General features: G+C 58.5%; 15 protein-coding genes. 9 read left to right on the plus strand and 6 right to left on the minus strand.

Annotated features, from left to right (window positions below; genetic code table 11):
* A partial coding sequence (locus Q0650_RS11705; protein ID WP_298819160.1) for a glycosyltransferase family 4 protein occupies nt 1-1,161 on the plus strand: 1,161 nt, incomplete at its 5' end.
* A gap of 10 nt (nt 1,162-1,171) precedes the next feature.
* On the opposite strand, the gene Q0650_RS11710 is transcribed toward Q0650_RS11705, so the two are convergent.
* Nucleotides 1,172-1,612 carry a carboxypeptidase regulatory-like domain-containing protein gene (locus tag Q0650_RS11710; protein WP_298819162.1) on the minus strand — a complete coding sequence of 147 codons (441 nt, stop codon included), beginning with the start codon at nt 1,610-1,612 and terminating at the stop codon, nt 1,172-1,174.
* A 225-nt stretch (nt 1,613-1,837) separates the two neighbouring features.
* Here Q0650_RS11710 and Q0650_RS11715 point away from each other — a divergent pair, with 225 nt between their 5' ends.
* Entirely contained in the window at nt 1,838-3,316 is a 1,479-nt protein-coding gene (locus Q0650_RS11715; protein ID WP_298819165.1) for a CARDB domain-containing protein, read from the plus strand.
* Between the two features lie 72 nt (nt 3,317-3,388).
* Here the strand turns inward: Q0650_RS11715 and Q0650_RS11720 are convergent, their stop codons facing one another.
* Together Q0650_RS11720 and Q0650_RS11725 are read right to left on the minus strand one after the other, a co-directional pair.
* A complete protein-coding gene (locus tag Q0650_RS11720; protein ID WP_298819166.1) occupies nt 3,389-3,793 on the minus strand; it encodes a cytochrome c family protein in 405 nt (134 codons plus the stop codon).
* Nucleotides 3,739-5,817, minus strand: a complete 2,079-nt coding sequence (locus Q0650_RS11725) for an NAD(+) synthase (protein WP_298819167.1) — start codon at nt 5,815-5,817, stop codon at nt 3,739-3,741. The genes Q0650_RS11720 and Q0650_RS11725 overlap by 55 nt, the downstream gene beginning before the upstream one ends.
* Before the next feature lie 13 nt (nt 5,818-5,830).
* Between Q0650_RS11725 and Q0650_RS11730 the strand changes: the two genes are divergently transcribed.
* The 7 genes from Q0650_RS11730 to Q0650_RS11760 all read left to right on the plus strand — a co-directional run bounded on the left by Q0650_RS11730 (nt 5,831) and on the right by Q0650_RS11760 (nt 14,186).
* Complete coding sequence (locus Q0650_RS11730) at nt 5,831-5,986, plus strand: hypothetical protein (RefSeq protein ID WP_298819169.1); 156 nt, start codon at nt 5,831-5,833, stop codon at nt 5,984-5,986.
* Between the two features lie 67 nt (nt 5,987-6,053).
* Nucleotides 6,054-7,514 (plus strand): NAD-dependent succinate-semialdehyde dehydrogenase, encoded by a 1,461-nt coding sequence (locus Q0650_RS11735; RefSeq protein ID WP_298819171.1) that lies wholly within the window; start codon nt 6,054-6,056, stop codon nt 7,512-7,514.
* The gene (locus Q0650_RS11740; RefSeq protein WP_298819173.1) at nt 7,495-8,778 is read left to right on the plus strand and encodes an NAD(P)/FAD-dependent oxidoreductase; all 1,284 of its coding nucleotides are present in this window, start codon (nt 7,495-7,497) and stop codon (nt 8,776-8,778) included. The genes Q0650_RS11735 and Q0650_RS11740 overlap by 20 nt, the downstream gene beginning before the upstream one ends.
* A 32-nt stretch (nt 8,779-8,810) precedes the next feature.
* Complete coding sequence (locus tag Q0650_RS11745) at nt 8,811-10,391, plus strand: amidase (RefSeq protein WP_298819175.1); 1,581 nt, start codon at nt 8,811-8,813, stop codon at nt 10,389-10,391.
* A 79-nt stretch (nt 10,392-10,470) separates the two neighbouring features.
* Nucleotides 10,471-12,258, plus strand: coding sequence for an acetyl-CoA carboxylase biotin carboxylase subunit (gene accC, locus Q0650_RS11750; protein ID WP_298819177.1), 1,788 nt, complete (start codon nt 10,471-10,473; stop codon nt 12,256-12,258).
* A gap of 107 nt (nt 12,259-12,365) precedes the next feature.
* Nucleotides 12,366-12,689 (plus strand): cupin domain-containing protein, encoded by a 324-nt coding sequence (locus Q0650_RS11755; protein WP_298819179.1) that lies wholly within the window; start codon nt 12,366-12,368, stop codon nt 12,687-12,689.
* Nucleotides 12,690-13,187: 498 nt separating this feature from the next.
* Nucleotides 13,188-14,186: a glycosyltransferase family 2 protein gene (locus tag Q0650_RS11760; RefSeq protein ID WP_298819182.1), complete on the plus strand. Its 999-nt coding sequence runs from the start codon at nt 13,188-13,190 to the stop codon at nt 14,184-14,186.
* A gap of 83 nt (nt 14,187-14,269) precedes the next feature.
* Here the strand turns inward: Q0650_RS11760 and Q0650_RS11765 are convergent, their stop codons facing one another.
* From Q0650_RS11765 to Q0650_RS11775, 3 genes are all read right to left on the minus strand, one after another.
* A complete protein-coding gene (locus Q0650_RS11765) occupies nt 14,270-15,940 on the minus strand; it encodes an NAD(P)/FAD-dependent oxidoreductase (protein WP_298819184.1) in 1,671 nt (556 codons plus the stop codon).
* 162 nt (nt 15,941-16,102) lie between these two features.
* Complete coding sequence (locus tag Q0650_RS11770) at nt 16,103-18,610, minus strand: DUF2298 domain-containing protein (RefSeq protein WP_298819186.1); 2,508 nt, start codon at nt 18,608-18,610, stop codon at nt 16,103-16,105.
* Between the two features lie 72 nt (nt 18,611-18,682).
* The gene (locus tag Q0650_RS11775; protein WP_298819187.1) at nt 18,683-26,263 is read right to left on the minus strand and encodes a DUF2298 domain-containing protein; all 7,581 of its coding nucleotides are present in this window, start codon (nt 26,261-26,263) and stop codon (nt 18,683-18,685) included.
* Nucleotides 26,264-26,366 lie beyond the last annotated feature (103 nt).

Raw genomic sequence — 26,366 nt, forward strand, 5'->3', positions numbered from 1 at the left:
ATCCGCATAGTTCAACTGATTCCCGGATTAATTGTCGGCGATTTAGGTGGAGGTCTTGAGCTATATAGCATCCGACTGGCCCAAACACTCGATCCGCAGCTCTTCCACATCACTATTGCCAATCTCTGGCGCTTTGATCGTCCCATTGAACAGTACTGGGAAGCAGAGCTGCGCGCGAGTGGAATTGAGGTTGTGTACGGTGCACCATTTGCACAACACATGGTGCATTCAGTGATAAAGGCGTGGCGTGGTCTGCACCCACAAGTGCAACACTTACACCCGCACATCATCCATGCGCACGGCGAGTATGCCGGGTTGGTCGGACTCGCGCTTGCTGCTGGGCGGACACCTTTCATTCGCACGTGTCACACAACACTTGAGTTTCCCCGTCATTTGCAGATCCGCAAGATAGCAAACCTGTTATATCCAGCGCTGGCTACTGTTCAGGTCGGAGTATCTGATGCAGTAGTCGCTCATTTGAGTCGCCACCCGCTAGCCCGTATCTTGCATCGACCAATCTACCGTATTCATAACGGCATAGATCTGCGTCGCGTGCTGAATCAGCGTACCGGCAAAAACTTACGGCAAGAATTAGGCCTGGCGCCAGATACAATCCTGTTTGGGCTGGTTGGACGATTGACCGAACAAAAAGGTATTCCTGATGCATTAGAAGCTTTTGCGCTAGCACGTAAGCGGATACCGAACGCGATTCTGCTCATCGTCGGAAGCGGTTACGGTAACAAGCCGAAAACATTCATTGAACGGGCAGAACAGCTTCGTATCAGTCAATACGTCTTCTGGTTAGGCGCAAGGCCTGATGCAATCGATATTATTGCTAATTTGGATGTTTTAGTCTCACCATCTTTATGGGAAGGACTCCCCACTGTGATCCTTGAAGCAATGGCAGTTGGCACTCCAGTGGTAGCTACTGATATTCCAGGCACTCGTGAGTTACTGCAGCATGAACAGACCGGGTTGTTAGTTCCGCCTCGAAAACCTGAAGCACTTGCCCAGGCAATGGAAAAACTAGCCTTTGACAAAACTCTTGCCCATGGTTTAGCAACCGCAGCGCGTGAACAGGTTAAGCATTTCACTATCGAACCGGCTGCTCGTCAGTATGAGCATCTTTATCTTCAGGTATTACGGGCTAATACCCGCTAATCAAAATGTATTACACCCCGATATTAACGGTGAGATCGCCTGCATCAATCTGCTTTCCTGCCTCAATACTCCAAATTCGGGGAAGACCTGTTGTTGGGTCACGCACTACATCGTTGAGACCAAAGGGATCGCCAACTACAATAACATACTCTTTTGGTGGAAGATTGGGCACAACAAAACGACCCTCCAGGTCAGTTTCCGCAAATGGCGATAAACCAGTATCATCGACAAAGATCGCCGTCTCTTCGTTGCGCAAAACTTCCGCAAACGCCACCCGTACTCGATAGATTGGCTGGCCAGTAATACTGGACAGCACCCGCCCAAATACTACCGCTTCACCACTGGTTGGAGTGGGTATGACAACGTTAGGAGTGGTGGAAGTCGGCACAGACTGTGTTGTTGAACAGGCAATTAAGCTAACAAGGGCAAGCAGGAAAGCAATAGAGCGCATGATTTAACTCCTCAGTGATCGATGTCTTCGCCAGTTACAGTCACTCTGACGCTGACAGTATTCGGCATTATATTCTAATACTACCAACAAGCAAATGCTACTGTTTGATCAGTACCTGAACGGATTAGCAAAAATAACCTCTTTGCGTTATGGAAAACCCTTCGCATCACCTTTATCCTTCATAACGTGGAGGTTCAGTTCTTCTACATTGTAAAGGAGAGTCATATGCGAGGTCTGCCTAAGCTAGTGGCTGCAATCGTAGCGATGTTAATTGCTTCGAGCAGTCTTCCCACTTCGGTCAGCGCCCAAAGCAGCGCGTACAACACCAATTTTATAACCTCAATCACTTATCAAAATGTTGGTACAGCAACAGCCAATATCACCTTTACCTTTTATCCATCTTCGGGAGGAAGTGGTTCACCTATCACGTTCAGTCGCACTCTGCCTGCCAATGCTGGCGCTTCGTTAAACGTAGGTACTACCAATGAATTAAGTGCGTTCTCTGGTCAAGGCTCGGCGGTGATTTCTTCGGATCAGCCAATTGTCGCAACGGTTGTACAGTTGCCGCAGAGTTCAACGGTGCGAAACCGTCCATTATCAAACGGTTTTGGCAGCAATGATGGCGGTAACAACGTATTAATTGCTACCGTCTTGAAGAATACCTTTAACCAGACAACCAAGTTTTCTATCCAGAACGCTGATACAAATTCGGTAAATGTGACGCTGCAATTCTTTCCAGTTGGATCAGCCACGCCGATCCATAGCGAAACGTTCTCCCTTCAAACTGGCACGGCTCGTTTCTTTGACGCAGGTACTATCGGTGCACTTGGTTCAAGCTTCAACGGCTCAGCAACCATTCAAGCTACCGGCAAAGTTGTTGCGACCGCTATTGAGGCAACAACCGATAGTTCATATAAAGTTAGTGCCTTTGAAGGTGTCACTCAGGGTGCCAATACAATCTATATGCCCAGCGCGCTTTGCAACTTCGGCGCTAATCAACAACGCACGGCCTACGCTGTACAGAATACGAGCACGACTAATTCTGCCTCAGTCACGGTAACTTACAAAGATCTGAATAATAATACTGTTGCTACTCAGACCGCCACAATTCCCGCTAATAGCAAGTCCAGCTTCCAGACTTGTAGCGCCAGCGGTATTCCCAATGGATTCAACGGTTCAGCAGTGATTACCAGCACCGGTGCCAATATAGTTGCTATTGGCAAAGTTGCCGCTGCTTCTACCGTTGCGCCTGCGTTTGGCACCGCTTTCATTGGTGCAACTTCCGGATCTTCCAAGCTGGCTGCACCCTACGTTCGTTGGACGCAATCACGGTTCGATATCAACCCTGGTTTTCGTCAGCGAGCTAATATCGCCATTCAGAATGTCGGTTCCGGTCCTTCAGGTACAATCACGGTGAGATACTACGATCTTAACGGCGTGTTGGTCGGTACCCATACCTTGTCCTCGATCAATCCCGGACAGAAGGTAAACAGTAATGCTATCTCGGCAACCCCAGCAAGTGGAAAGACGACTGCAGACTTAGCGGAATTCGGTTATATCGGTGGTTTCGGTGGTAGCGCAACTATCGAATGTGCAAATTCGGGTTGTCAAATCGTAGCAGTCATCCGCATTTCGTCAGCAAACTCAAGTACGGTTGCAGCGAATGTCGTCGCTGAAGACTATAATGCCATCCCAATCAACTAATTAACGCTGTTTGTTCACATGCCCACCAGCTCCTTCTCAAAGAGAAGGAGCTGATGTTTTGTTGCAAAATTCTCAGTCCTCAGCCGATCGTAATGTGACCAAATACGCCACCAGCGCTTCGATCTGCGCTGCGCGCAAATCAGTGCCATAGGTGCGCGGCATCAGACCTGCCGGATAACCGGGTGTGAGCGCGGCGTCGGGATCAACGATCTCGCGCCGCAGCCACTCAGCCGCGCTGAGACCCTCTCCATTGTTGACCGCTCGCGCGCCGATGCCGGCCAGCGGCGGGCCGAGCGCCGTCGGCCCGGCTGGATCGAGGCTGTGACAGCCCAGGCAGTAGATGCGGTAAACGCGCTCGCCTTCCGCTACCGGATCAGGTGGATCAGCACGCTGGCAAGCGCTCATGATGCTGATGAGCGCGATCAGCGCGAACCAGCTTCCAATTCGGCAATAAGTTGATCGAGTTCGGCCAGCCATACCGCAGCTCCCGCATCGCTCGGCGCGCGCCAGTCACCACGTGGCGAGAGTGAACCGCCTGAACCAACTTTGGGGCCGTTGGGCATCGCCGAGCGCTTAAACTGGCTGATCTGGAAGAATCGGTAGAGAAAAACCCGTAACCATCGCGCGATCGTGAGTAGATCGTAGGCTCGTCGTTCAGTCTCAGGTATCCCCTCTGGCCATTCACCGACCGTTGCATCGCTCCAGGCGTGCATGGCCAGGAAAGCCACTTTGCCCGGTCGAAAGCCGTAACGGGTGATGTAGTAGAGATTGAAGTCTTGTAAGGCGTATGGCCCGATGATCGCTTCGGTGCGCTGAGCCGGTTTGTCATCGCCGTTGGCCGTCGCCGGAACCAGTTCGGGCGAGATTTCCGTGGCCAGAATCGCCTCCAGCACTCGATTGGCCGTTGCGCCGAGTTCGCCGGTTCGAATGACGTATCGAATCAAATGCTGGATCAGGGTCTTGGGGACGGAAGCGTTGACGTTGTAGTGCGCCATCTGGTCGCCAACGCCGTAGGTACACCAACCTAGCGCCAGTTCGCTCAGATCGCCGGTGCCAACAACGATACCGTTGTGATAGTTGGCCAGCCGGAACAGGTGCGAGGTACGTTCGCCTGCTTGCACGTTCTCGAAGGTAACATCATACACCGGCGCGCCATCACCCGCCGGGTGGCCCAGATCGCGCAGCATTTGCAGCGCCGAAGGACGAATATCGATCTCATGCGCACTGACGCCGAGCGCCGCCATGAGGGCATGGGCATTGGCGCGGGTCTGGCTGCTGGTCGCAAAACCGGGCATCGTATAGGCCAGTACGTTCTGGCGCGGCAGGCCGAGCCGATCCATCGCGCGCGCGGCAACGATCAGGGCCTGGGTACTGTCTAACCCGCCGGAAACTCCGATGATCAGCTTCTCAACCCCCGCACTGCGCATGCGCTGAATGAGACCGTGAACCTGGATATTGTACGCTTCGTAGCAACGTTCATCGCGCGTGGCCGGGTCGGCGGGAACAAAGGGAAATCGGGGTACCCGGCGGCGCAGATCTGTAATCACCGGCGGCGAAATGGTCAGCCCGATTTTGCGCATGCCTCGCAGCCGTTCGCGGTAGTCACCAACCGTATCGCTGAAGCTGGTCTGCCGCATGCGATCTTGCAACAGCCGTTCGAGATCGACATCGGCGAAGATGATCTGTTCATCGTCGCAGAATCGTTGAGACTCGGCCAGCAACTCCCCATTCTCACAAATCAGGGCGTGGCCATCCCAGGCCAGATCGGTGGTGCTTTCACCCAGTCCAGCCGCCGAGTAGAGATAGGCAGCGAGCGCGCGGGCCGATTGGTTCATGCACAGCGAGCGCCGATAGTCGGCTTTGCCGATGGTGATGTTTGAGGCCGACAAATTGCAGAGGATGGTCGCTCCAGCTAGCGCCGCAAAGGTGCTGGGTGGCAGCGGCGTCCATAAATCTTCGCAGATCTCTACATGCACGGCAAAACCGGGAATGGATGCTGTCGTGTAGATAAGGTCTGTTCCGAATGGCGCCGTCTGGCCGGCCACCTGAATCGTATCGCCGATTGCGTCACGGGCAGCGGCAAAGTGGCGTTTTTCGTAAAATTCGCGATAATTAGGCAAATAACTCTTTGGTGTTACTCCTGCGATCTGACCGTTGCAGATGGCGATTGCGCAATTAAAGAGCCGACCTTCGTGGCGTAACGGCGCTCCGACCAGGAGCAGGGCATTGATGGCGGTAGAAGCGGCGGCGATCGCAGCTACCGATCGCTCGACTGCGTCGAGCAGGGTGGTTTGCTGAAAGAGATCATCATTGCTGTAAGCTGAAATGCCGAGTTCGGGAAACAGCGCCAACACTGCACCCTCAGCAGCGGCGCGCCGGGCCAGCGCAATCGTTCGTTCGGCATTGAAGGCCGGCTCGGCAATGCGTACCGCCGGAATGGCAACGGCAAGCCGGGCGAACCCATGACGATAGATAGACGAGAAAGGATGGATCTGGTTCATAGTGGAAAGGGCGATGTCACCATCGTCCGTAGTGCTGGTAGAAAAGCAGTTACTCGATAACCCCTTCACAGTATACCGCGCCGGGCAGACGCTGTACAATAGAGGTATGGTGAAGTTGACGCTACGCTGCAATGACGCAACATTTTCGTTTGAGGAGCGATCAATTTGATCGTTCTGGATGAAACGATCTTTTTTACGTTGTTGCGCAGCAGCGGTTTGAATGAAAGGAGCGCGCGATGACGGTAGTGGCTGAAGAGCCGCTGGCAACGCTGCCTTTACGCCTGCTGATCAACGGCGAGTGGCGTGAGGCGGTGAGTGGGGCAACGTTTGCCGTCATTAATCCGGCGAATGGCACTGTACTGGGCTACGTGCCCGATGCCGGAGTCGCAGAGACACGCGCCGCGATTGCGGCAGCGGTAGCGGCGCAACCGGGATGGGCAACGACTCCTGCCGGTGAGCGAGCAGCGTTGCTGCGGCGCGTAGCGACGATGATGCTCGAACGACAGCAAGAGCTGGCTACCATTATGACGCTTGAACAGGGCAAGCCACTGGCTGAAGCGCGTGGTGAAATTGCTTATGCGGCCAGCTTTCTCAGTTGGTTTGCCGGCGAAGCCGAACGGATCTACGGGATGACGATTCCGGCTTCAACCAGTGCCAAGCGCATTCTGGTACTGCGCCAGCCGGTCGGTGTTGTCGCAATGATTACGCCATGGAACTTTCCTAGCGCGATGATTACCCGCAAGATTGGGCCGGCCCTCGCTGCCGGTTGCGCGGTGATCTGTAAACCAGCCGAGCAGACACCGCTCTCGGCGCTGGCGTTGGGCCAGCTCTTTACCGAAGCCGGAGCGCCACCCGGTGTGGTTAATATTATTACCTGCCAGGATCCACGACCCTTTGCCGATACCATCTTTTCCGATACCCGCGTGCGTAAGATTAGCTTTACCGGTAGCACCGAAGTCGGCAAAGAACTGATGCGCCGCTCAGCCGATACGCTCAAACGAGTTTCGCTAGAATTGGGCGGGAACGCGCCGTTTATCGTCTTTGCCGACGCCGATCTGGAAGCAGCGGTGCGCGGCGCTATTGCCTCCAAGTTCCGCAACGCCGGCCAGACATGCGTCTGCGCGAACCGCATTTTTGTTCAGCGACCGATCTATGCTGACTTTGCCGAACGTTTCGCTGCTGAGGTTGCTCGCCTGACCGTCGGCGATGGCTTGCAGCCCGGAGTGAATATCGGCCCGTTGATTGATGAACAGGCGCGGCGCAAGGTCGAGCGCCACGTGCAAGATGCCCTTACCGCTGGCGCCAAAGTGCTGGTCGGCGGCGGGCCGTCGCCACTTGGCGGCAACTTCTGGCTACCGACCGTTTTGTTCGATGCGCGCAGCGATATGCTGGTGGCCCGTGAAGAGACGTTTGGGCCGGTTGCGCCGCTCATTCCCTTCGACGATGAGGCCGAGGTGATCCGGATGGCCAATGACACGCCTTACGGTCTGGCTGCCTATGCCTTTACCCGCGATGTGGGGCGGGTCTGGCGCCTGGCCGAGGGACTGGAATACGGCATTATCGGGATCAACGATCCCATTCCTTCCACGGCCCAGGCTCCGTTTGGTGGGGTCAAACAGAGTGGGATTGGACGCGAAGGCGGCCCAACCGGGATTGATGAGTATCTGGATATCAAGTATGTCTCAATCGGGATCTGACCGGCTTGACGTAGTGGTGATCGGCGCAGGGGCGGCAGGGCTGGCAGCGGCGCGCGCTCTGCGCGATGCCGGCGCGCGGGTAGCAGTCATCGAGGCGCGACCACGCATCGGTGGCCGGATCTGGACTGAGCGCAGTTGCGGGTTCTACCCGATTGAACTTGGCGCTGAGTTGATTCACGGCGCACATACGAGTACCGTGGAGCTGGCCCAGCAGGCTGGATTGACGCTCGACGAAGTGGATCGATACAACGGCTTGCGCTGGGGCACGCCAGCTCGACCAATTCACGAGCTGCCGCCAGACGATCCTGCCCGGCAAGCGATTGCGCGCGCGCGCGCGATATGGAATAGTCTGGCAGAGCGCTACACCGACGAGAGCGTCGATTGTTCGCTGGCCACGGAACTATGCCGTCATGGGTTCGATCCAGCGGCTCTGGCGGTGGCCGATGTGGCGCTGGCGCAAACCTGTTGCGCAGAGCTGGAAACGCTCAGTTGTGTCGATCTGGCTCGCGAGCAACGGGTCGATCAGGCCGGGCCGCGCGAGTTTCGCCTGCGCGAACGCTATGATACCTTGTTAAACTGGCTGGCCCGCAATCTCGACATCCGTCCTGGCATGCCGGTGCGGGCAATCACCGATCATGGGGATGCGGTGACCATAGAGGCGGGCGCTACCACCTTACGCGCGCGTCGCTGTGTCGTCACTGTGCCGGTCGCAGTCCTGGCTGCCGGCGCGATCCGCTTCAATCCACCTCTCTCAGCCACCAAACGCGCTGCCATTGCCGCCTTCAATACACGACCGGCGACCAAACACTTTTTCTGGTTTGACACACCGCTATGGGATGAAGACTTTGCTTATGCCGCGCACAATGGTCTCTTTGCGCGCTGGTGGACGCCAGCTCACCCCGATCCGGCTGCGCCGTTGCTGTGCAGTTATGTAACGGCTGAACGAGCCGCTGCGCTCGATCGTTTGCCTGACGCGACGGTACGCGAATTGGGTCTGGCCGAACTGAGTTGGCTTTTAGGCCGCAGTGATGTGGCCGAACGATGCGTTGGCTTCCGCCGCTACCGCTGGGCTGCCGATCAGTACGCGCGCGGCGGCTATGCCCATCTGCCGCCAGGAATGGCCTGGGCGCGACCGGCACTGGCGACGGTGGAAGGGAATATCCACTTCGCTGGTGAAGCAACGGCCTTCACCAGCAATCCACAAACAGTGCATGGCGCCATTGATAGCGGCTGGCGAGCGGCCCGTGAATGTCTGGAAGCGTAACCATCGACTTGCAACAACGACAAGGAGCATCCATGGATCATCTGATTGACCGGCTACGCGCTGCGCTACGCGCTGCCGGCATTCCGGCAACCGAAGCCGACTTTGCCGGCATCATCGAGAAGGGCTTTCTGAGTCGTTTTCCTGATATTGAGCGGCTGCTCGATGCTGTCGATCACGAGCAGTTACCCGACATGCTCGATGCAGTCAATCTGCCGCCGGCAGCCAGTCCGCCTAACGGTGACCTGCCGACAAGCGATGATCCAACCAGCATTTTCGGTATTGCCACCCAGTTGCAACGGAAAACGATCTCGCCGGTAGAACTGGTCGAGCAGGCGCTGGAGCGCATTGCCGACTATGACGCCGAACTCAATGTCTTTCAGATAGTGATGGCCGAGAGTGCTCTGGCCGATGCCCGCACTGCTGCCGCTGAACTGGCAGCGGGCAAGATACGTAGTCCGTTGCACGGTGTTCCTGTTGCGGTCAAGGATCTGTTCGACGTAGCTGGCTATCCGACCGCAGCAGGATCGCGCATCCGCGCCGGAGTGATGGCGGCAACTGATGCAACGGTCGTCGAGCGCCTGCGCGCCGCCGGCGCAATCGTGATCGGCAAGACCCGCATGTCGGAATTCGCTTACTCACCCGGCTCAAACAACGCCCACTACGGCCCAACAGCCAATCCTTACGACCGGTCACGCGACAGCGGCGGTAGCAGCAGTGGCAGTGGCGTTGCGGTTGCTACCGGTATGGCCTTTGCCGCCATCGGCACTGACACCGGTGGATCGATCCGCATTCCTGCTGCCCATTGCGGAATTGTTGGTCTCAAGCCGACTCATGGCCGGGTAAGCCTGGCAGGTGGGTTCCCGCTTTCGTGGTCGCTCGATCATGCCGGGCCGATGACCCGCGCGGTGGCAGATACGGCATTGCTACTCAGCGTGATCGGCGGGCCAGACCCGCGCGATCCACGCACCCTGCGCCTGGCTCCAGACGTTACCATCGGTGGTATAACTGCCGGCGCGCGTAATCTGCGGGTGGGATTGCTGACCGCCGACGGTAGCGGGCAACCCCTGGCGGGTGTCGATGAGCTGACGGCAATGCGACGCGCCGCCGATGCGCTGGACGGACAAGGGGCCATCATCATCCCTATCGATGTGCCTGAACTGGAAGAGTTGCGCTTGCTCAATCCGGCTTTGCTGGCGATAGAGGCGGCAGCTTTGCATTTACCGTGGTTACGAACACGGCTCGACGATTATGGCGAATTTATGCGCCACCGCATACTGGCCGCCTTCATCTATTCGCCGGTCGATGCTGCGCGCATCCAACAGGCGCGAGCGATGTTAAGGCGACGGGTAGCAGAACGGCTGGCCGAGATTGATCTGCTGATTACGCCGGTCGTTCCTGCATCGGCGCCGGCGCTCGGCATACCAACACCAACCTCATTCACCGGGCCATGGAACTTCCTCGGCTGGCCAGCGCTCAGCCTGCCAACCGGTTATGGTAGCGATGGAGTGCCACGCGCCGCACAACTCATCGCCCGTCCGTGGAACGAACCGCTGCTGTTGCGTGCTGCTTACGCCGCCGAGCAAGTGCTGGGACGCCTCGCGCCATCTCTGTAACACGGCGCGCTATGCTACAATTGGCGCTTAGGCCGCACAAAGTTGAAGCGGCGCAGAGCAGCATTGAGGAGCGGCTGCAATGTTTCGTACAGTATTGGTTGCGAATCGGGGCGAAATTGCCCTGCGGGTGATGCGGGCCTGTCGCGAATTGGGCTTGCGGTGCGTAGCTGTGTACTCTGAAGCCGACCGCGATGCGCCGCACGTAGCCTATGCAGACGATGCTTATCTGATTGGTCCACCATCACCCGCCGAAAGCTATCTCAATATCGAGGCGATCCTGCGCGCTGCCAAAGCCACCGGAGCCGAGGCTATCCACCCCGGTTATGGCTTTCTGGCTGAAAATCCCAGTTTTGTGCGCGCAGTAACGGCTGCCGGACTGGTCTTTATCGGGCCGCCAGCCGAAGCAATGGAGCGGATGGGAGGCAAGACAGCAGCCCGACGCGAGGCAACGGCAGCCGGGGTACCGGTAGTGCCCGGTGTGCTCGAACCGGTCAGTGATGCAGCCGAAGTGCGTCGATTGGGCAAAGAGTTTGGCTACCCGATTGCGATTAAGGCTGTCGGTGGTGGCGGAGGACGCGGGCTGCGCGTGGTGCGCTCGCCGGAAGAGGTCGATGAAGCGTTTGCTTCAGCTCGACGAGAAGCCGAAGTTGCGTTTAAGAATGGCGAATTGTACGTTGAAAAGTACCTTGACGATCCGCGCCATATCGAGATTCAGGTGCTGGCCGATGGTTACGGCAATGCCGTATCCCTCGGCGAACGCGATTGCTCGGTTCAGCGTCGCCATCAGAAGCTGATCGAAGAATGTCCATCACCGGCTCTCACTCCCGAATTGCGCGCCGAGATGGGCGCTGCCGCCGTTCGACTGGCAAAAGCAGTTGGCTACGTTAGCGCCGGTACGCTCGAATTCCTCTTTCAGGATGGGCGCTATTATTTCCTCGAAATGAATACACGCATTCAGGTCGAACATACCGTAACCGAGATGGTTTACGGCGTCGATCTGGTGGCAGCGCAGATCCGGATTGCGCAAGGCGAGAAGTTATGGCTCAGGCAAGAAGACCTGGCGCCGCGCGGTCACGCCATCGAGTGCCGGATCAATGCCGAAGATCCGCTGCACAACTTCCGTCCCGCTCTCGGCGCAATTGGTGAATACCGCGAGCCGGTTGGGTTAGGTGTGCGCGTTGATAGCGGTGTGCGGGCCAACTACACGGTGCCATCGCACTACGATTCGCTGCTGGCCAAGTTGATCACCTGGGGCGCCGACCGCAAAGAGGCGATTGCCCGCATGCGACGAGCGCTGGCCGAGTTCCGGATCGAAGGGGTGACAACCATCATTCCCTTCCACCAGGCCGCGCTCGAACATCCGGTGTTCCTGGCCGGCGCAGCGACGGTGAATTTCATTCCACGCCATCCCGAGTTACTTGCGCGCACTGCCGAACTGATGCCACCAGCCTCGCCACTGCCAACCGAACCGGCTCAAGAACCCCGTCGGTTTACGGTAGAAGTAAATGGTCGTCGGTTTGGGGTGGCCGTCTTTGGCGATGGACTGAGTCTGACCTCTGCTCAGCCGACGAATCCGGCACGCAATTCTGCCCCGCGCCGCGTCTCCCCACGCAAGACGACACTCAACGCGCCAATTGATGGTGTCATCAGTCCGATCCAGGGCCGCGTTGTGGCAGTGCGGGTGGCCCACGGCCAGCAGGTTGAAGCCGGTCAGGTGCTCTTCATCGTCGAAGCGATGAAGATGGAGAATGAGATTACCGCTCCCCATAGCGGTACGATTGGCGAAGTGCGCGTTGAAGTGGGTATGACGGTCGAAGCCGGAGCGGTGCTGGCAACCTTCAAGCCGGCATCCAACACGGCAGAGTAGCAGTTGCGATGACTGGCAGAGAGTTGCGTTAAGAAGTTGGTAGCGATGCTCTACAACGCATCGCTACCAATTGTGTATTCTGTTAGTACTAGAAGGAAGATTGCTCTATGTGGGAACGGCCCTGGATCGAGCTTTTTCCCGGCGTGAGACGACGGCGGATCGCGCTGACTGAGCGAATGTATCAGATGGAAGTGAGTCTGGCAGAGGGCAGCCACGTGCCGTTGCACAGCCATCCTGAAGATCAGGTGGCCTACATCGTTCATGGCCGCCTCCGCTTCCAACTGGGTGATACGTTTATCGAAGCCACTGCCGGCAGCTCGGTAGCGATTCCCGGTGGCACTCCTGCAGTCTGGACACTTGAAGAGACTCTGGCAATCGACACATTTAGCCCACCGCGCGCCGACTATCTGGCCGTTGATGGCGATACCTGATAAATCGGCGAGTGTGCAATCCGGCAGATACGTTGCGCATACCGTCTGACCGTTGCGCCTGGCGCGATGTCGGCGCCGATCGACACCGCGATACCGGTTCAGAGCAGAAGGGTTGCAGCAGTCTGGTATCGCAGGCAAACTGGTTCACAATGGAAACATCGCGGGATCGAGGTCAGCGTAGTCTGTCGGCCTGGACCCGACAAGCAATCGATTTGCCCTTCGCTGCCCCGAGTGAAGACCGAACAGCGCGACAGGTTGCGCATTTCGGGATTGCCAAAGGCAAATGCCGCTGAGAGCTGGCGAACTTCCAGGGCGCGATGACAATGTTGCCCGAAGGTATACCATGCGTTATCGTTTAGCTTGATCAACCGGCAATGCCTCAACCGAAACAAATCCTGCGTTCACTCCTGGTTGAACGTAGCTGGTTGGCTTCTATGAGAGCGACCGGGCATTAAACCGACAGCCGGCGACATGCAGCTTGCGCTTCTTCGTACTCGTATGCAACCACTTGCCGCCGAATATCCCGCGTGGGCTGGATACGCCCATCTCACTGCCAGTCTACCGCCGCCGGTGATACGCGATCCGGCGCAGCCACTGGTCAGCATCGTAGTGCCCTCGCTCAATCAGGGGCGTTACATTGGCGCAACGTTGCAGAGTATTCTTAGCCAGAATTATCCCAACCTCGAAGTGTGGGTTATTGATGGCGGTAGCAGCGATGAAACGCTCGCCGTGCTCGACACGTTCGCCGGCGACGACCGCATTCAGATTGTCACCGGCAAGGATGCCGGTCAGGCCGATGCAATCAACCGGGGTTGGGCGCGAGCGCGGGGATCTGTGCTGGCGTGGCTCAATAGTGACGACACCTACCTGCCGGGCGCCATTGCTGCACAGGTTTCAGCCTTACAGTCTCACCCAGGAGCGGTTGCTGTTTATGCCAGCGCTCGCTATATCGACGAGCAGGGACAGGCGTTGCGAACTGTTGCCGCGCGACCCTACCACCCATTGTCGTTGTTGCGCTTACTCATCCCGATCCAACCGACTGTCTTTGCGCGCCGGGCAGCGGCTGGACTCACCGGCCCGCTCGACCTGACGATGCGCTATGCGCTCGATACTGCCTACTGGGTACGGCTGATTCGACATGGCCCGATGCTACAGGCCCCCGGCATTGTTGCCACTTACCGGCTCCATGCCGCTTCCAAAACCGTCGCGCAGTTTAGCGGTTTCTACCGCGAATGGCTCCAGATTGCCGAACAGTTTTTTGCTGCGCATCCAGGCTTACGACCGGCGCGACCGGCTGTGCTGGCCGATATTTATGCGGCAATGGCCAATCTCGAGGCGCGCAACGGCGCCCTCGGCGCGGCTGTGCGCTATGCCGTCTACGCGCTCACACTGGCCGGATGGCGACCGAGGCTGGCCAAAACGCCGCTGGCGCTCCTCGATCGCGTGCTTGGGAGCGATGTTGCCGATCGGATCGGTAGCTGGTGGGGACAACGCTAGCGATCGATCAGACGGGGGATCGACGAGAGCGGTTGCCGAACTCTTGCCGATCCCCGCGATTGTGCCATGCGCCGGTTACGCTCCTATTGATCTAGCAGACGGAGCAACCGCCGTCCGGCAACCACTGCTCCCGCCGCCAGCGCCCCGGCTCCCAGAGCCAGCGGCCCCCAACGACGCGCGCGGGTGTCGGCCAGGACAACCCGGGCCGTGTTGTATCCGCTCGCGCCAAACACACCACCACCGGGATGGGTACTGGCGCCGGTCAGATACAGACCGCGAATCGGGGTGCGATAACCGGCCAATTCCGGTAGAGGCCGGAAGAAGAACATCTGATCAAAGCTCATCTCGACGTGCATGACGTTACCGCGTAGCAACCCGATCCGTCGTTCCAGATCAAGCGGACTCTGGATGAAGCGGTCGATAATCTTGCCACGCATATTGGGCGCGTACCGGTAGAGTACTTCCAGAATCGAGTCGGCAACCGACTCGCGGATGTCGTCCCAATGGCGGCCATTACTGAGCTGGTAGGGAAAATACTGCGACCAGAGAAAGACGGTGTGCTTGCCGGGAGGAGCAACATCGGGATCGATCGCCGAGAAGGTCATGGCAATTACGGCTGGCTCGCGACTCGGCTCACCGCGCAAATAGTCTTCGTAGGCCCGGCGCACATAGTTCATGCTAGGGCTGAGCAGTTGCAGACCGTGATGGCTTTCGTGGGGACGACCATAACTGCGGGCGGCAATGTAGTCGGGCAGCTCTTCCGCCGCGCAGCGCACCGTCATACCGAAGCCGTTACCGATGCGAATATGATTGAGCCGGCGCACCAGCTCGGCGCTGAGGTGTTCGGGGCCGACCAGTTGCAGGAAGGTTGTCAACACGTGCGCATTCGAGACAACAATTGGCGCCGAATAGCGTTGACCATCCGCGGTCTCAACCCCCTGCACGCGCCCATTCTGCACGATAATCCGGCGCACTGGCGCATCAAGCACCACCTCACCACCCATGGCTTTGAGCGAACGAGCCATCGCCTGAGTTAACATCCCTGAACCGCCGCGTGGATGTTTTGCGCCACTGTAGTGCAGCATCGCGTGCCAGCCGAAAAAGTCACCTGCCCCGATCTCATCCGGCGGTGGGCCACTCTGCGCCGCCAGCCAGGTCATCGCTGCGCGCATAGCCTCGCTCTCGAAAGTCTCTTCAATCAACTGGGCATAGCTGGTGAAGAGGCGTCGAGTGACTTCAAGCACCTTCTGTTCAGGTTTGGGCAAACGCGGAATGCTGGAAGCAACTTTGCCAAACAAGCGCGTCACTGACGGCGGATTCAAAAAGACATCGAATACCGCCTCGTTTAGCGGTGTCCAGAAATCGAGGAAGCGCCGGTAAGCTTCGGCATCGCGCGGACTGACGGTAGCGATACTCTGGCAGGTGCGCTCGACATCGCGGTAGAAGTAGATAGCGCCACTCCCGTCGGGCAACGGGTAGAAGGCATAGGGATCCATGTCGATATACTCAAGCCCGTATCGCTCGAGTTCGAGGTCACGCACAATTGGGGTGAGATGGATCATGATGTGGGCCGAAGAGCCGACATCAATCTTGTAGCCGGGGATCACCTCTTCGGTGCAGACAGCGCCGCCGACAATTGGCCGCCGTTCGAGTACCAGCACACGCTTGCCGGCTTTGGCAAGATAGCCGGCGCAGGTCAGGCCATTATGGCCGCCGCCGACGACTATCACATCGTAATCGGTTGATGATGGCATGGTTATCCTCTGTCAGTAATACCGGTCACATTTGTAGTATACCCTCAGATCGGGATCCAGCAGTACTGACATGGGGAGAGAACGCGCGCGAAGCGAACCCGGTCGATTGCGCAGCCAGGCGACCGTTCCGAGATGACAGCGCCGATTGAGCAATCTTCGCGCTTACCGCCGCGCGCGATAGATCACCACTTCATCCTGCGCGAAGACCACCTCACCAACCTGGGCCAGCGCGGCCAGACTGGTCGCGGGATACATTTCACGCTCAAGCGCGCCGATGTAGATGTAGTCGATGCGGTATCGGGCAAGCAGCGATCGAATCTGATCAAGATCGCCGCTACGGTAGATGGTATCAACTGCCAGACAGCGCGGGCCAAGTTCGGCAAGGGCTACCGGATCGCCGCTACGCCATTGTATTTCGTGGCCTGTCCAGCCCAACACGGTGGCAAACCCGCTGGCAGCCGCGACACCACCGAAGCCCTGCCAGTTGTACGAACCGCCACAACGCGGCGATTCACTGCCCGCTGCAACCGCGGCGGCATTCTCGACCGCCGCCGCCTCGAGCACCACGCTGCCAGCGGGTATATTGCGGCGCAGCCAGGCAATGGATGCCGCTCCAGCGGCAGTTTGCTCACGCGGTGTGTACCCATTGAGGCCATAGAGCGGCGCGCGACCAAGATCACGTATGACGAGATATGGATAGACCAGCGCTCCCACCAGGAGCAGACCAAAACCAACACTGCCCAGACCAGATAGCCACCGTCGCCAGCCCGTCGCTGTCGCCCACATCCACCACAACCCAACCGGCGCCAACAGGCCCCAGAGCAGCCAGACCTGATAGTAGAATTTGAAAACCGTGTTCACCCGGTTTTCGAACAAATCCCGAATGTAGACGAATTCTACCCCGCAGAGCACGACGCTGCCGACGGCGATGATGAGCATCCCGAAGCGGAAGCCGATTTCCCGCTCATGCAACATGCGCCACACCGCAACGCGCGCCAATCCGAATAACCCTAGCAAGGGAAACCCTATGAGCAAGCCGAAGGCCAGCAGGAAAAGCGGCAACCACCATAGCCAGCGTGGAATTGATGAGCCGGCTAAGGAATGTTCATCCGATGGCCGGTAGAGGCAACCGCCAATGATGATCGGCACTGCCATCAGTCCAAAGATGATGACAAACTCGTGCCAGCCACTCCGTTCGCCCAGGTAAATGCCGATCACACTGGTGAGCCGGCTAATGATTGGTATATCAAGCCAAGGGGTTGATCCACCTACCGGTGAGCGAAACGTCAGATGAAACGGCAAGTAGAGCACAAAGGCGAGCACGGTGATGATAACCGTTGGGCGCAACCACATTCGCCACGGAAACGGAGCATGGCAACGTTGCAAGGCGAGCGCAATCCCTCCCCAGTAGAGTAGCAGGTAGCTCGGGAGATCCCAACTGTTGATGACGTACAGACTTCCGAGAATGACTCCGTGCAGGAGGCGCACCAGCCAGCCGGCCCGCCCTTCAGGGAAGAGGATCGGCGGCTTAACCGATTGCAGCGCATCCGGTGACGATGGCTCATTGGCGCGCGCTGCCACCTTCGCCTGACCAACTGCCGCAACCGCCAGCGCCAATCCGATTGCCAGCGTCGTGAAGGGTAATGCCATCACATGCGGATGCATGTCGCCGAGACGAAAACTGAAGAAGGGAAATTCGGTAATAGTGTACTTCTGCTCGTAGCGCGGCGGATCGCCAGCAATCCGGTACCCATCCCACAGCGAGCGCGACGGCCACCACCAGTTGAAGTCTTGCCATTTGTCAGCCCGCGGCCAGCCCTCCACCGTGCCGAAATCGTAGGCGGCAGTCTGGAGGGGGTACGGCAATGTGATAAATGTTTCACCGCGCCAGGCCTGGCTCAAGACAGCCACTAACTGGCGGTCATCAAGGGCAACGGCCCGTTCGTCACCGGTGATAACCTGAATGGCGCCTGATTGATTGCCGGCGAGCAGGACGATAATCACGCCGAGCGCGCCAAGGGCATTCCGCACCAGCGCCGGGGGATGATGATGAAGCAGTCGAAGGATGGTGTTGATCACCCCGTAACCGCCTTGCGCCGTCATGCCGGCGAGCAAGGCCAGGGATAGATTGTAAGCCGTCGCCGGTGGCAAACCACTCAACATCGCCGGAACGGCCATGAGCAGGTAGCCGAAATAGTAGTAGTTGATGCTGTATCCCGCCAGCCATGGATCGTGTGGTGGGAAGAAGCCACTATGCTGAATGGCGTTGAAGAAGGCGAAATCCATTGGGCGTTCGGTGCCCCACGGAATGGGTTCGCGCGCCCGCAACCAGACCACGCCGAGCAGAGTGATGAGAAAGATCGCTTCCCCGACCAGCGCATCACCGAGCGGGGGTAGTCGGCGATGCCCGCTGCGCCAGAGCCAGATCCAACCGCTACCGGCAACGATCAGCAGACAGATGATAATGAGCGGTAGATCGAAGCGACTAAGGCCGAGCATGGCCAGCAACCACGCCAGAAAACCGGTCACCAGTAAGCCGAGCGGACGGGCAAAGACAAACCCGCTCCCTGGTAGATGGACGAAGATACGGTAAGCGATCGGCCAGCCGATCCAGGCGAAGAGCTGGGCGATCAACCACCAGATCAGGACATCACCAGCCAACGTTCTCATAGCCTGCTCCTGTGCTGCCTGCATCTGCGCCATCCCCGCTTACTCTGCGCAGACCCTCGCGTAACGAGACGATCACGGCTGTCCTCCGCCAAGCCTGTTTATCATTCGCTGCGCTTCATCAGCCCACGGCCCATCGGGCGCCAGTTGCAGATACCGTTGCAAGGCGTCTCTGGCCAGAGTGGTTTGATTACGCAGCATAAAGAGACGGGCCAGTTGAAAGTAGGGGTCAGGCAAAGCTGGATCGGTGCTCATCGCCTGCCCCAATGCAAGCTCGGCTTTATCGAGCCAACCCCAATCGATCAATGCAGTCGCCAGTTTGTTGTAATTACCTGCGGTTGGACTGGCCTGAATTGCGCCCAGATAAGCCTGTTCGGCTTCATCATACCTGCCCGCTTCAGCCAAAATATCGCCCCAGAGATGATGCAAGCCAACGTCGCCGGGATTGGCAGCAGCGGCAGGAGCTAACACCTGCGCCGCTTCATAAAGCCGTCCCTGACGGCGGTAACCTTCCGCCAGAGCAAAGGCAAATTGAGCATTGGTCGGTTGTGCCGCAACGGCAGCTTCCAGCTCAGAGAGATCAATGGTCGGTTCGTTGGGTGGCGGTGGAAGAGGCGGCTGCGCAACCGGTAACGGATCGGCGCGCAACAGACGATAGCTGTCCGGCAGATTGGCAACCGCGTAGATTGCTACGCCGTCTTGTTCATAAACCGGACGCAAATAACGGTCGCGCAAGACCATCAATTTCTCAAGGCCCTGTGGGTAAAAAGCGCGCTCGACACCGCCAACATAGACATAATCAACATCATAGCGGGCCAGAATGCGTAATGCCGTTTCCGGGTCGGTGGTGGTGTAAAAGGCTTCGACATCACGCACTCGCCGCCCCGTCACTATCGGATCACGCTGTTCATCGGCATGCAACGCGCTGATCACTGTCGGCAAACCGGTTGCCGCAGCGATGCGAATGCCGTAGGCCCGATAGAACCACAGGCTCGACTGAAGTACAATCGGCGTGCCGTCGATCTGCTGATTGAGCCAGCGGATCGCCGCTGCGTCACCGCTCAAATCTACCTGTACCATCGTGGTATTCGGCTCACAGCCACCAAAGGCAGCGCAGTCATAAGTAAAGCTGGCCTGTTCCATGAAAGCCATTCCATCGAGGGTTGGGCCAATATCAACCGGGAAGCGCGTGACCAGCCGCGATGGAATGGCTACCGGCGCATAGCTGGCTGCTATCAGCGCCGGCATAGCGATTGCGACCAGGGCTACTCTGACCGCTGCTTGCCCGCCCCACTGGCGCGCCTGATGGAACAATCGCGGCAAAAGACCGGCAGCGGCCAGGCCGAGTAATGTCCAAACGTGCATGCCAAATTTAAAGACGGTGTTCATGCGATACCAGTCGCTACCGTCGAGATGGTCGCGAATGTAGACCACTTCCACGCCGAGCGAAATAGCCCACGCCAGCCAGCTTAGCAATAGCGCATACCATGCCGGCGCGCCGGTGGCTCGTCGCACCAATAAGGTGGTGGTGAGGATTAACAAGATCAGCAAACCCAGTCGCAACGCCCAGGCCGGCAACGCCGCGCCAATAATGATCGTTATTCCGATCACGCTTAACATCAGTGTCCCTAAACGTACCGGCACGAGGCGCTGCCAGCGCCGCGCTGCCGCGCCGATGATAACCGGGACAACGATAACGAGCGGCAAACCGTACACCAGCAGATAATCGAACGGTAAAGTGACGTGACTGGTCACCAACCCAATCCCACCTACCATCGGCCAGTAGCGGTCGAAGAAGGGGGCAAAGAGCAAGAGCGAGCCTATTCCCAATCCAATCGCTTTGACCGCCGCCAGCGCAATTGCCTGCCAGCGCCAGCCATCACGCCGCGCGGCGCCGGCGACAATTGACAAACCGGCAAGCAAACCGTAGGTGGGGAAATCCCACGAATTGGTGACTGCCAGCGTCCCCAGAGTCAACGCCATGAGCGCCCAGGTTGGCGCAACGCGGAGCAGAGAAGACTCCGCTGAGGAGTTCCCAACCGGGGTTGTTAGCCGACCGGCTTGCTGTCGATTGAGCAGAATCAATTGCCATGCGCAGGCAATTGCCAGCAGCGAGAGCGGGAGCGCAATCAGGTGTGGATGCAGGTCAGCGTAAAGGAAACTGAACAGCGGAAACTCATTAATCGTGTAGGGGATCACCCGACTCGGCCCGACAAACCAGTCGCCGAGCAGCGCGGCATTGCCACTCAACAGCAAGCGCAACCCGTTGGCGCCTTGCGACCAACCCGCTGCGATCAGGCTGGTCAGATTGCCAACCAGTCCGATCAGCGCAGCAGCCAGTATCCCGTAGCGTCGTCGGCCAGCCAGTCGCGCGCCCAGCTCATACGCGCCGGCCAACAACATACCGAAGAGTGTCGCCAGGGCCAGATTGAAACCGATCGCCGAATCAAGACCGAGAAGCTTGATCGGCAGCGACATGAGATAGAGACCGTAGTAGTAATAGTTGATGTAGCCGTTACTGTAGAAAGGATCATAGGGCGGCATCACCGGACTGCGCAAAATGGCGTTGAGGAAGCCCTGCTCCATCGGCTTTTCGCCACCCCATACCGGGTGCCACAGATCGGGGTTGAGCGCGCGGATGCAAACCATCGCGGCAAAGCCGGCCAGGAAGACAACTTCACCTGGGATAACAGTGCGCCACGCAGCGCGATCGGGCCGCGCACCGATCAGCCATAACGCCAGCGCAATGACCGCCATCACCACCAGACCAACTGTCACCCCTACCTGATCGTAGCGCCAGAGACCGAGACTGACAGGCAACCAGATTGCGTAACCGAGCATGATCAGGCCAACCGGTCGCGCCCATGCCAGCCCCCATCGCCCCAACGCAGCATAAGCCGGCAGCGCACCCAGCCCGGCAATCAGATACCAGACCAGCAGCCACACGATGACCGCCAGCCACTGCTGTTCGCCAAGCAGAGTATTCCAGCCTAACCGACCAACTGCCGGCAGTTCGTTCACCGGCTGCATCAATTCCAGTGCCGGAATAGTACGCGCGCTCGGTGGTCGAATCGGCAGATCGCTGGTGAGCATACGGGGCTGACCCGGCTCGCGCACACGGTAGAGAACACTCTCACCCTGCCGGAAAACAAGGTCAAGATCCCCGCGACCGACAAGCGTCGCGAATTTGGCTAATCCTTCCGCGCTGTAAAGCTGTCGCTCCACGCCGCCGACATACACATATTCCACACCGTAACGGCGCAGAGCTGACAGCGCGGTATCGGGATCGGGCGTATTGTAGATGGTGGCGATGATCTGCTGCCGATAACCGATCACCGGCCCGGCCTGCACTGCGCTGCGCTGCTGGATCTGATGCCACTCCCAACCGAGCAAGGTGGGCATGCCGGTAAAGGTGGCAATCCGTCCGGCCCACTGGTACGAAGGCTGGTGCGCTTCGAGAATGATCGGGGTGCCACGCGCATTGCGGCGCAACCAGTCAATTGCCGCCGCGTCTTCATCGAGCGAATAGGCCGCGCCGTTACGCGCTGCGGTGATGTTGGTGAAGAACGCCATGCCGTCAAGCGAGCGGGGCGCAGTCGGATCCCAGCGGTCGGCAATCCGGGCCGGCGTGGCAGTGATGGGGTAGACCAATCCGGCAGCCAGCAGCCCGCCGACAACCAGGCGAACAATCCAGCGGCCCTGGACAGCCAATCGTTGCGTCGCCATCCATAACCACGGCAAAACGACTGCCGTTGCCAGCGCCAGCAGCATCCAGGCATGCAGGCCGAATTTGAAGACGGTATTCATCCGCCCGACATCGCCACGCACCACCACCACTTCAACCAGAACCCACAAGCCCAACCCGCCGAAGGCAAACAGAGAAGTGATGAGAGTGGTTGCTGCATGATGCCGAATCTGCCAGATGATCCACGCCGCCACTGCGATCAGGGCCAGCAACGGGATAAGAGCCGGCAGATCGAGGGCCCATCCGACCAGCAGGATTGCAACCGGCCCGATCACGAGCAACAGATTATATCCGCGCCGCCACAGCCAAACCCCGATCACGGCCAGCCAAACTGCCAGCCAGTGACCGCCGATTTGCAGCAGTTGACCGGTTGAGGTACGTTCAGCCGTGATAACGGTCTCAAGCAAGGTCAAACCCTGCCCACTCCAGAGTTCGATCCCACTTGACTCGGTCACAAAACTGGCAATGAAGGGAGCAAAGAGCAGATTACCCAGCAGCGCCGGCGCGGCTCCGACAGATGCAGCAACCAGCGCCGTCGCCGGCCAACCATGCCCCGCTCGCCGCCAGCGCCGCCCCGTCGCCAGGGCCAGCATCAACCCGGCCAGACCCACAAACACCGGGTAATCCCAGGTGTTCGTAGCCCTGATCGCGCCCGCAACCACTCCCAATCCAGCCACGATCCACCACTGTCCTGATGCTCCCTGACGCCACCAGGCCAGCGCCAGACCCAGCGCAGCCAGACTGAGCGGCATGACTATCATGTGCGCATGCAAATCGGCAAACAGGAAGGTAAAGAAGGGGAATTCATTGATTGTGCCGGGAGCGATACGAGTTGCATCCCAGAAAGCCCACTCGTAGCGCCCTTTGGCTACCTGTTCAGCGGCATAGCCGCTGACGAACCAGCCGGCTTGGGCGAGATTGCCGATCAGCAGCATTAAGACCGGCGCCAGTATACCGGAGAGCAGCGCTACCCGTTCGCGCCGACGGAGCGCCGAGTGCGCAGCTAACAGGTTGTAGACGACTCCGAATGCCCCTAGCGCTGTGAGAGCGAAGATCGTGGCAACGCCAAGATTGTAACCAACCGCCGGCGCGACCCCGCTAAGATGGATCAGCGTTCCTACCAGCACAAACCCGAAATAGTAGTAGTTGATGTAACCACCGGCATGCCAGGGATCGAGCGGCGGGAAGGCCGCGCTACGCAGAACTGCATTGAGGTACGCGAAATCCATCGGCTTCTCGCCACCGCGCGCCGGATGCCAGAGATCAGGGTTGAACCAGCGGAGAGTCAGACCGAAGAGCAAAAACCCGATAAAGAGGATTTCAGCGACGAGTAACGCCGTTTGTCGCTCTTGCCAGAGTTGGCGCAATGCATCGCGATTGCGCCAGCCAGCCACTACTCCTATCCCCAGCACGATGAACCCAATCGTCCAGAGAGTGACCGGGGCAAATGGCGCAAGCCGCAGGCTTCCGGCCAGCCAGGCCAGATACGCCACCAGCAGCAACGCCAGAATCCTGGTCAGCGAGAAGCCGTAGTCAGGCAAACGGCGCAGGCGCGGCCCGATGACGGCAAAGACGGCCAGCCCCAGCGCTTCAATCCAGAGCACCCACAACAGCGGCGAAAAAGGATTCGTTCCTAACCACGCCCACCACTCTCCACCCGCAGCGTACTGCGGCCAGACACTCTCGGTCAAGCGGAGCGCAGTCGGATTACGGTCAGCAATTCGCACCGGCGACTTGTAGACTTCACCCCACTCAACATCGCCGGTGATGAGTTGTTCCGCCCGTTCCCGGCTGTACAACGGCGTCTTGCGAAAGATTAACACTCGTGGATGGTCGTAGACGCTAAATGCCTCTTCAGCCATCCAGTCAGGAATGCGGATGCCGAGGATGGTAGGGTATGAGGTAATCTCTGCCGCTAGCTCGAAGCCCAATTCGCCGGTAAACAGGCTGTGGTAGTAACGCATCAATGCCGGATAGCGCATGCGCAGACGCGATGTGCTATCGTAGACGCGGTTGCTGGTCAGAGTGATATAATCCGCTCGATCGAGCTGGTCGAGCAGACCAGATTCACCGTTACTACCAAAATACTTAGCCGGCTCATCTTCGGCGTAGGGCGATGAATCGATCCCAAAGAAGGTGACATTCCAGGCTGCCGTTGACGTTGCCTGCAACGGCAGCGGATCATCCCAGCGTTCGGAAATGATATAGCTACCCGGCGGCGCATGCTCGGCCAGCCATTGCGCTGCCTGCACCCGCGAGTGGGGCACGGTGTAGATGCGCGAGAAGGCGTATGCCCAGAGCGCGGTCGCAATCAGCGTCACCGGCAGCGCCAGGCGAACAATCCACGACAGCGTTTTGAGTACGCTTGTCCGATACCTTGATTGTCGTGCCGGCGCTGTCTCGTCTGACCATAGTTGACTGCGGCGCATACTGTTGTGGACGTACCATCGGCGTCCCCACCGGGCCGATACCATCAACCCCCACGCTGCCAGAACGATCAGCGCGCCGTAGATCGGCAGCAGATAACGCATCGTAATGGCAAATTGATTGCCCTGCCATGCAAAATAGAAGGCGATCCAGATCCAAAGCACCCAGGCCGGATGCCATGGCCTTCCTGCCAGCGGTGATGGGCGCAGCGCCCACTGCCAGCCGCGCCGCACATAGCGGGCCGCAAAGAGCAGCCAGCTCCCCCAGGCAGCCAGACCAAGCAGCGGCCCCATTCCCCACAGCACCATATTCATCCAGGGAAAGAGATAGGCTGGCCGGCCCACCCATTGTTGGCTGGGGGGAAAGTCGTACTCACCCGTCACCAATGCCTGCACAGTGATCAGGTTTTCGCGAAAGCGAGGATCGAGACGGACATCGAAGAAACCGGCTCCGTGCAGTGACGATGGGCCATCAATGAAGGGAGAGTCGGCGCCTGAGCCGATGAACGAGTCGGGCGCAATGGCGCGGAAAGTCAGCAGCGTGACAATGCCGGCCATCACTAACAGCCAGATCTCACGCCGCATCAGGCGGTCGAACACAGCCAACCACGATTGGCCACGCAACGCCCGCTGCGCCGCAATGAGAGCAGCAGCAATCGCCAAACCGCCGATGGTCGCCATCGTGATCCGGTTAGCCATTGCCAGGCCGATGCTCACCCCCAGCGCCAGGTACACACCCACGCTGCCACCCTGCGCGGCCCGCACCGTCCAGTAGAGCGCCAGCAAACAGAAGAAGGTAGAGAAGGCCGGATCAACAAAGAAATGGCTCTGCTGGATGTGCATGACGGTGAGAGCGGCCAGCAACGCGGCGAGCAACCCCACTCGACGACCAAACAGGCGTCGCCCGATCAGATAGACGAGGGCGACACTGCCGAGATCGAAGATCACCGCCAGGCTCCGACCGACGTTCACGATTTCGCCATAACTGGTCAGATTGACGCGGTCGGGATTCAACCACTGTATCAGCGGATCGAACCGTGGCCAGTTTCGTTCGGGATTAGCCGTCGGCGCGCCATAATCGGTTCGTCGTTCGGCAGGCGCTGACGGATCGGCGCCAATGCGCGGCGGCCCGGCAATGGTCGGCACTTGCGCCGGCAAAGCTTCGGCTGGAGTGAGCATGACCGCTACCGCGCGCGTCATCATGATCGGCAGTGGCCCGTAGACATAGAGGGGGAACTGCTCGTAATTACGTGGATTGAGCGGCGAGCGACTCGAGTCATAAAACTCGCTCAGGCTCTGCGGCATGCGAACAGTTGAAGCGACATACGTAAAGAAGCGTTCGTCGGGATGCTGGCCGGTGCCTGAGTCCCAATCAAAGAGGTTCAGCGCGCGGAAGTAGAGCGCAAGCAGTAAAATAGCTGCCAGCCCTAGGCGGGCAACCCATGCGCGGTATCGGATGAAAGCCTGTCGCACGGCGATTTCCACAGATGTGTTGCTAACACGTTGTTGCTATGCCGGTTGACGCCGACAGATTCAGGCGCAAAGCATGGTTGCATCACGGCAACGAAAACAGTGCAGTGTGCTGCAT

The sequence above is a fragment of the uncultured Chloroflexus sp. genome, from assembly GCF_937129525.1.
GTDB lineage: Bacteria > Chloroflexota > Chloroflexia > Chloroflexales > Chloroflexaceae > Chloroflexus.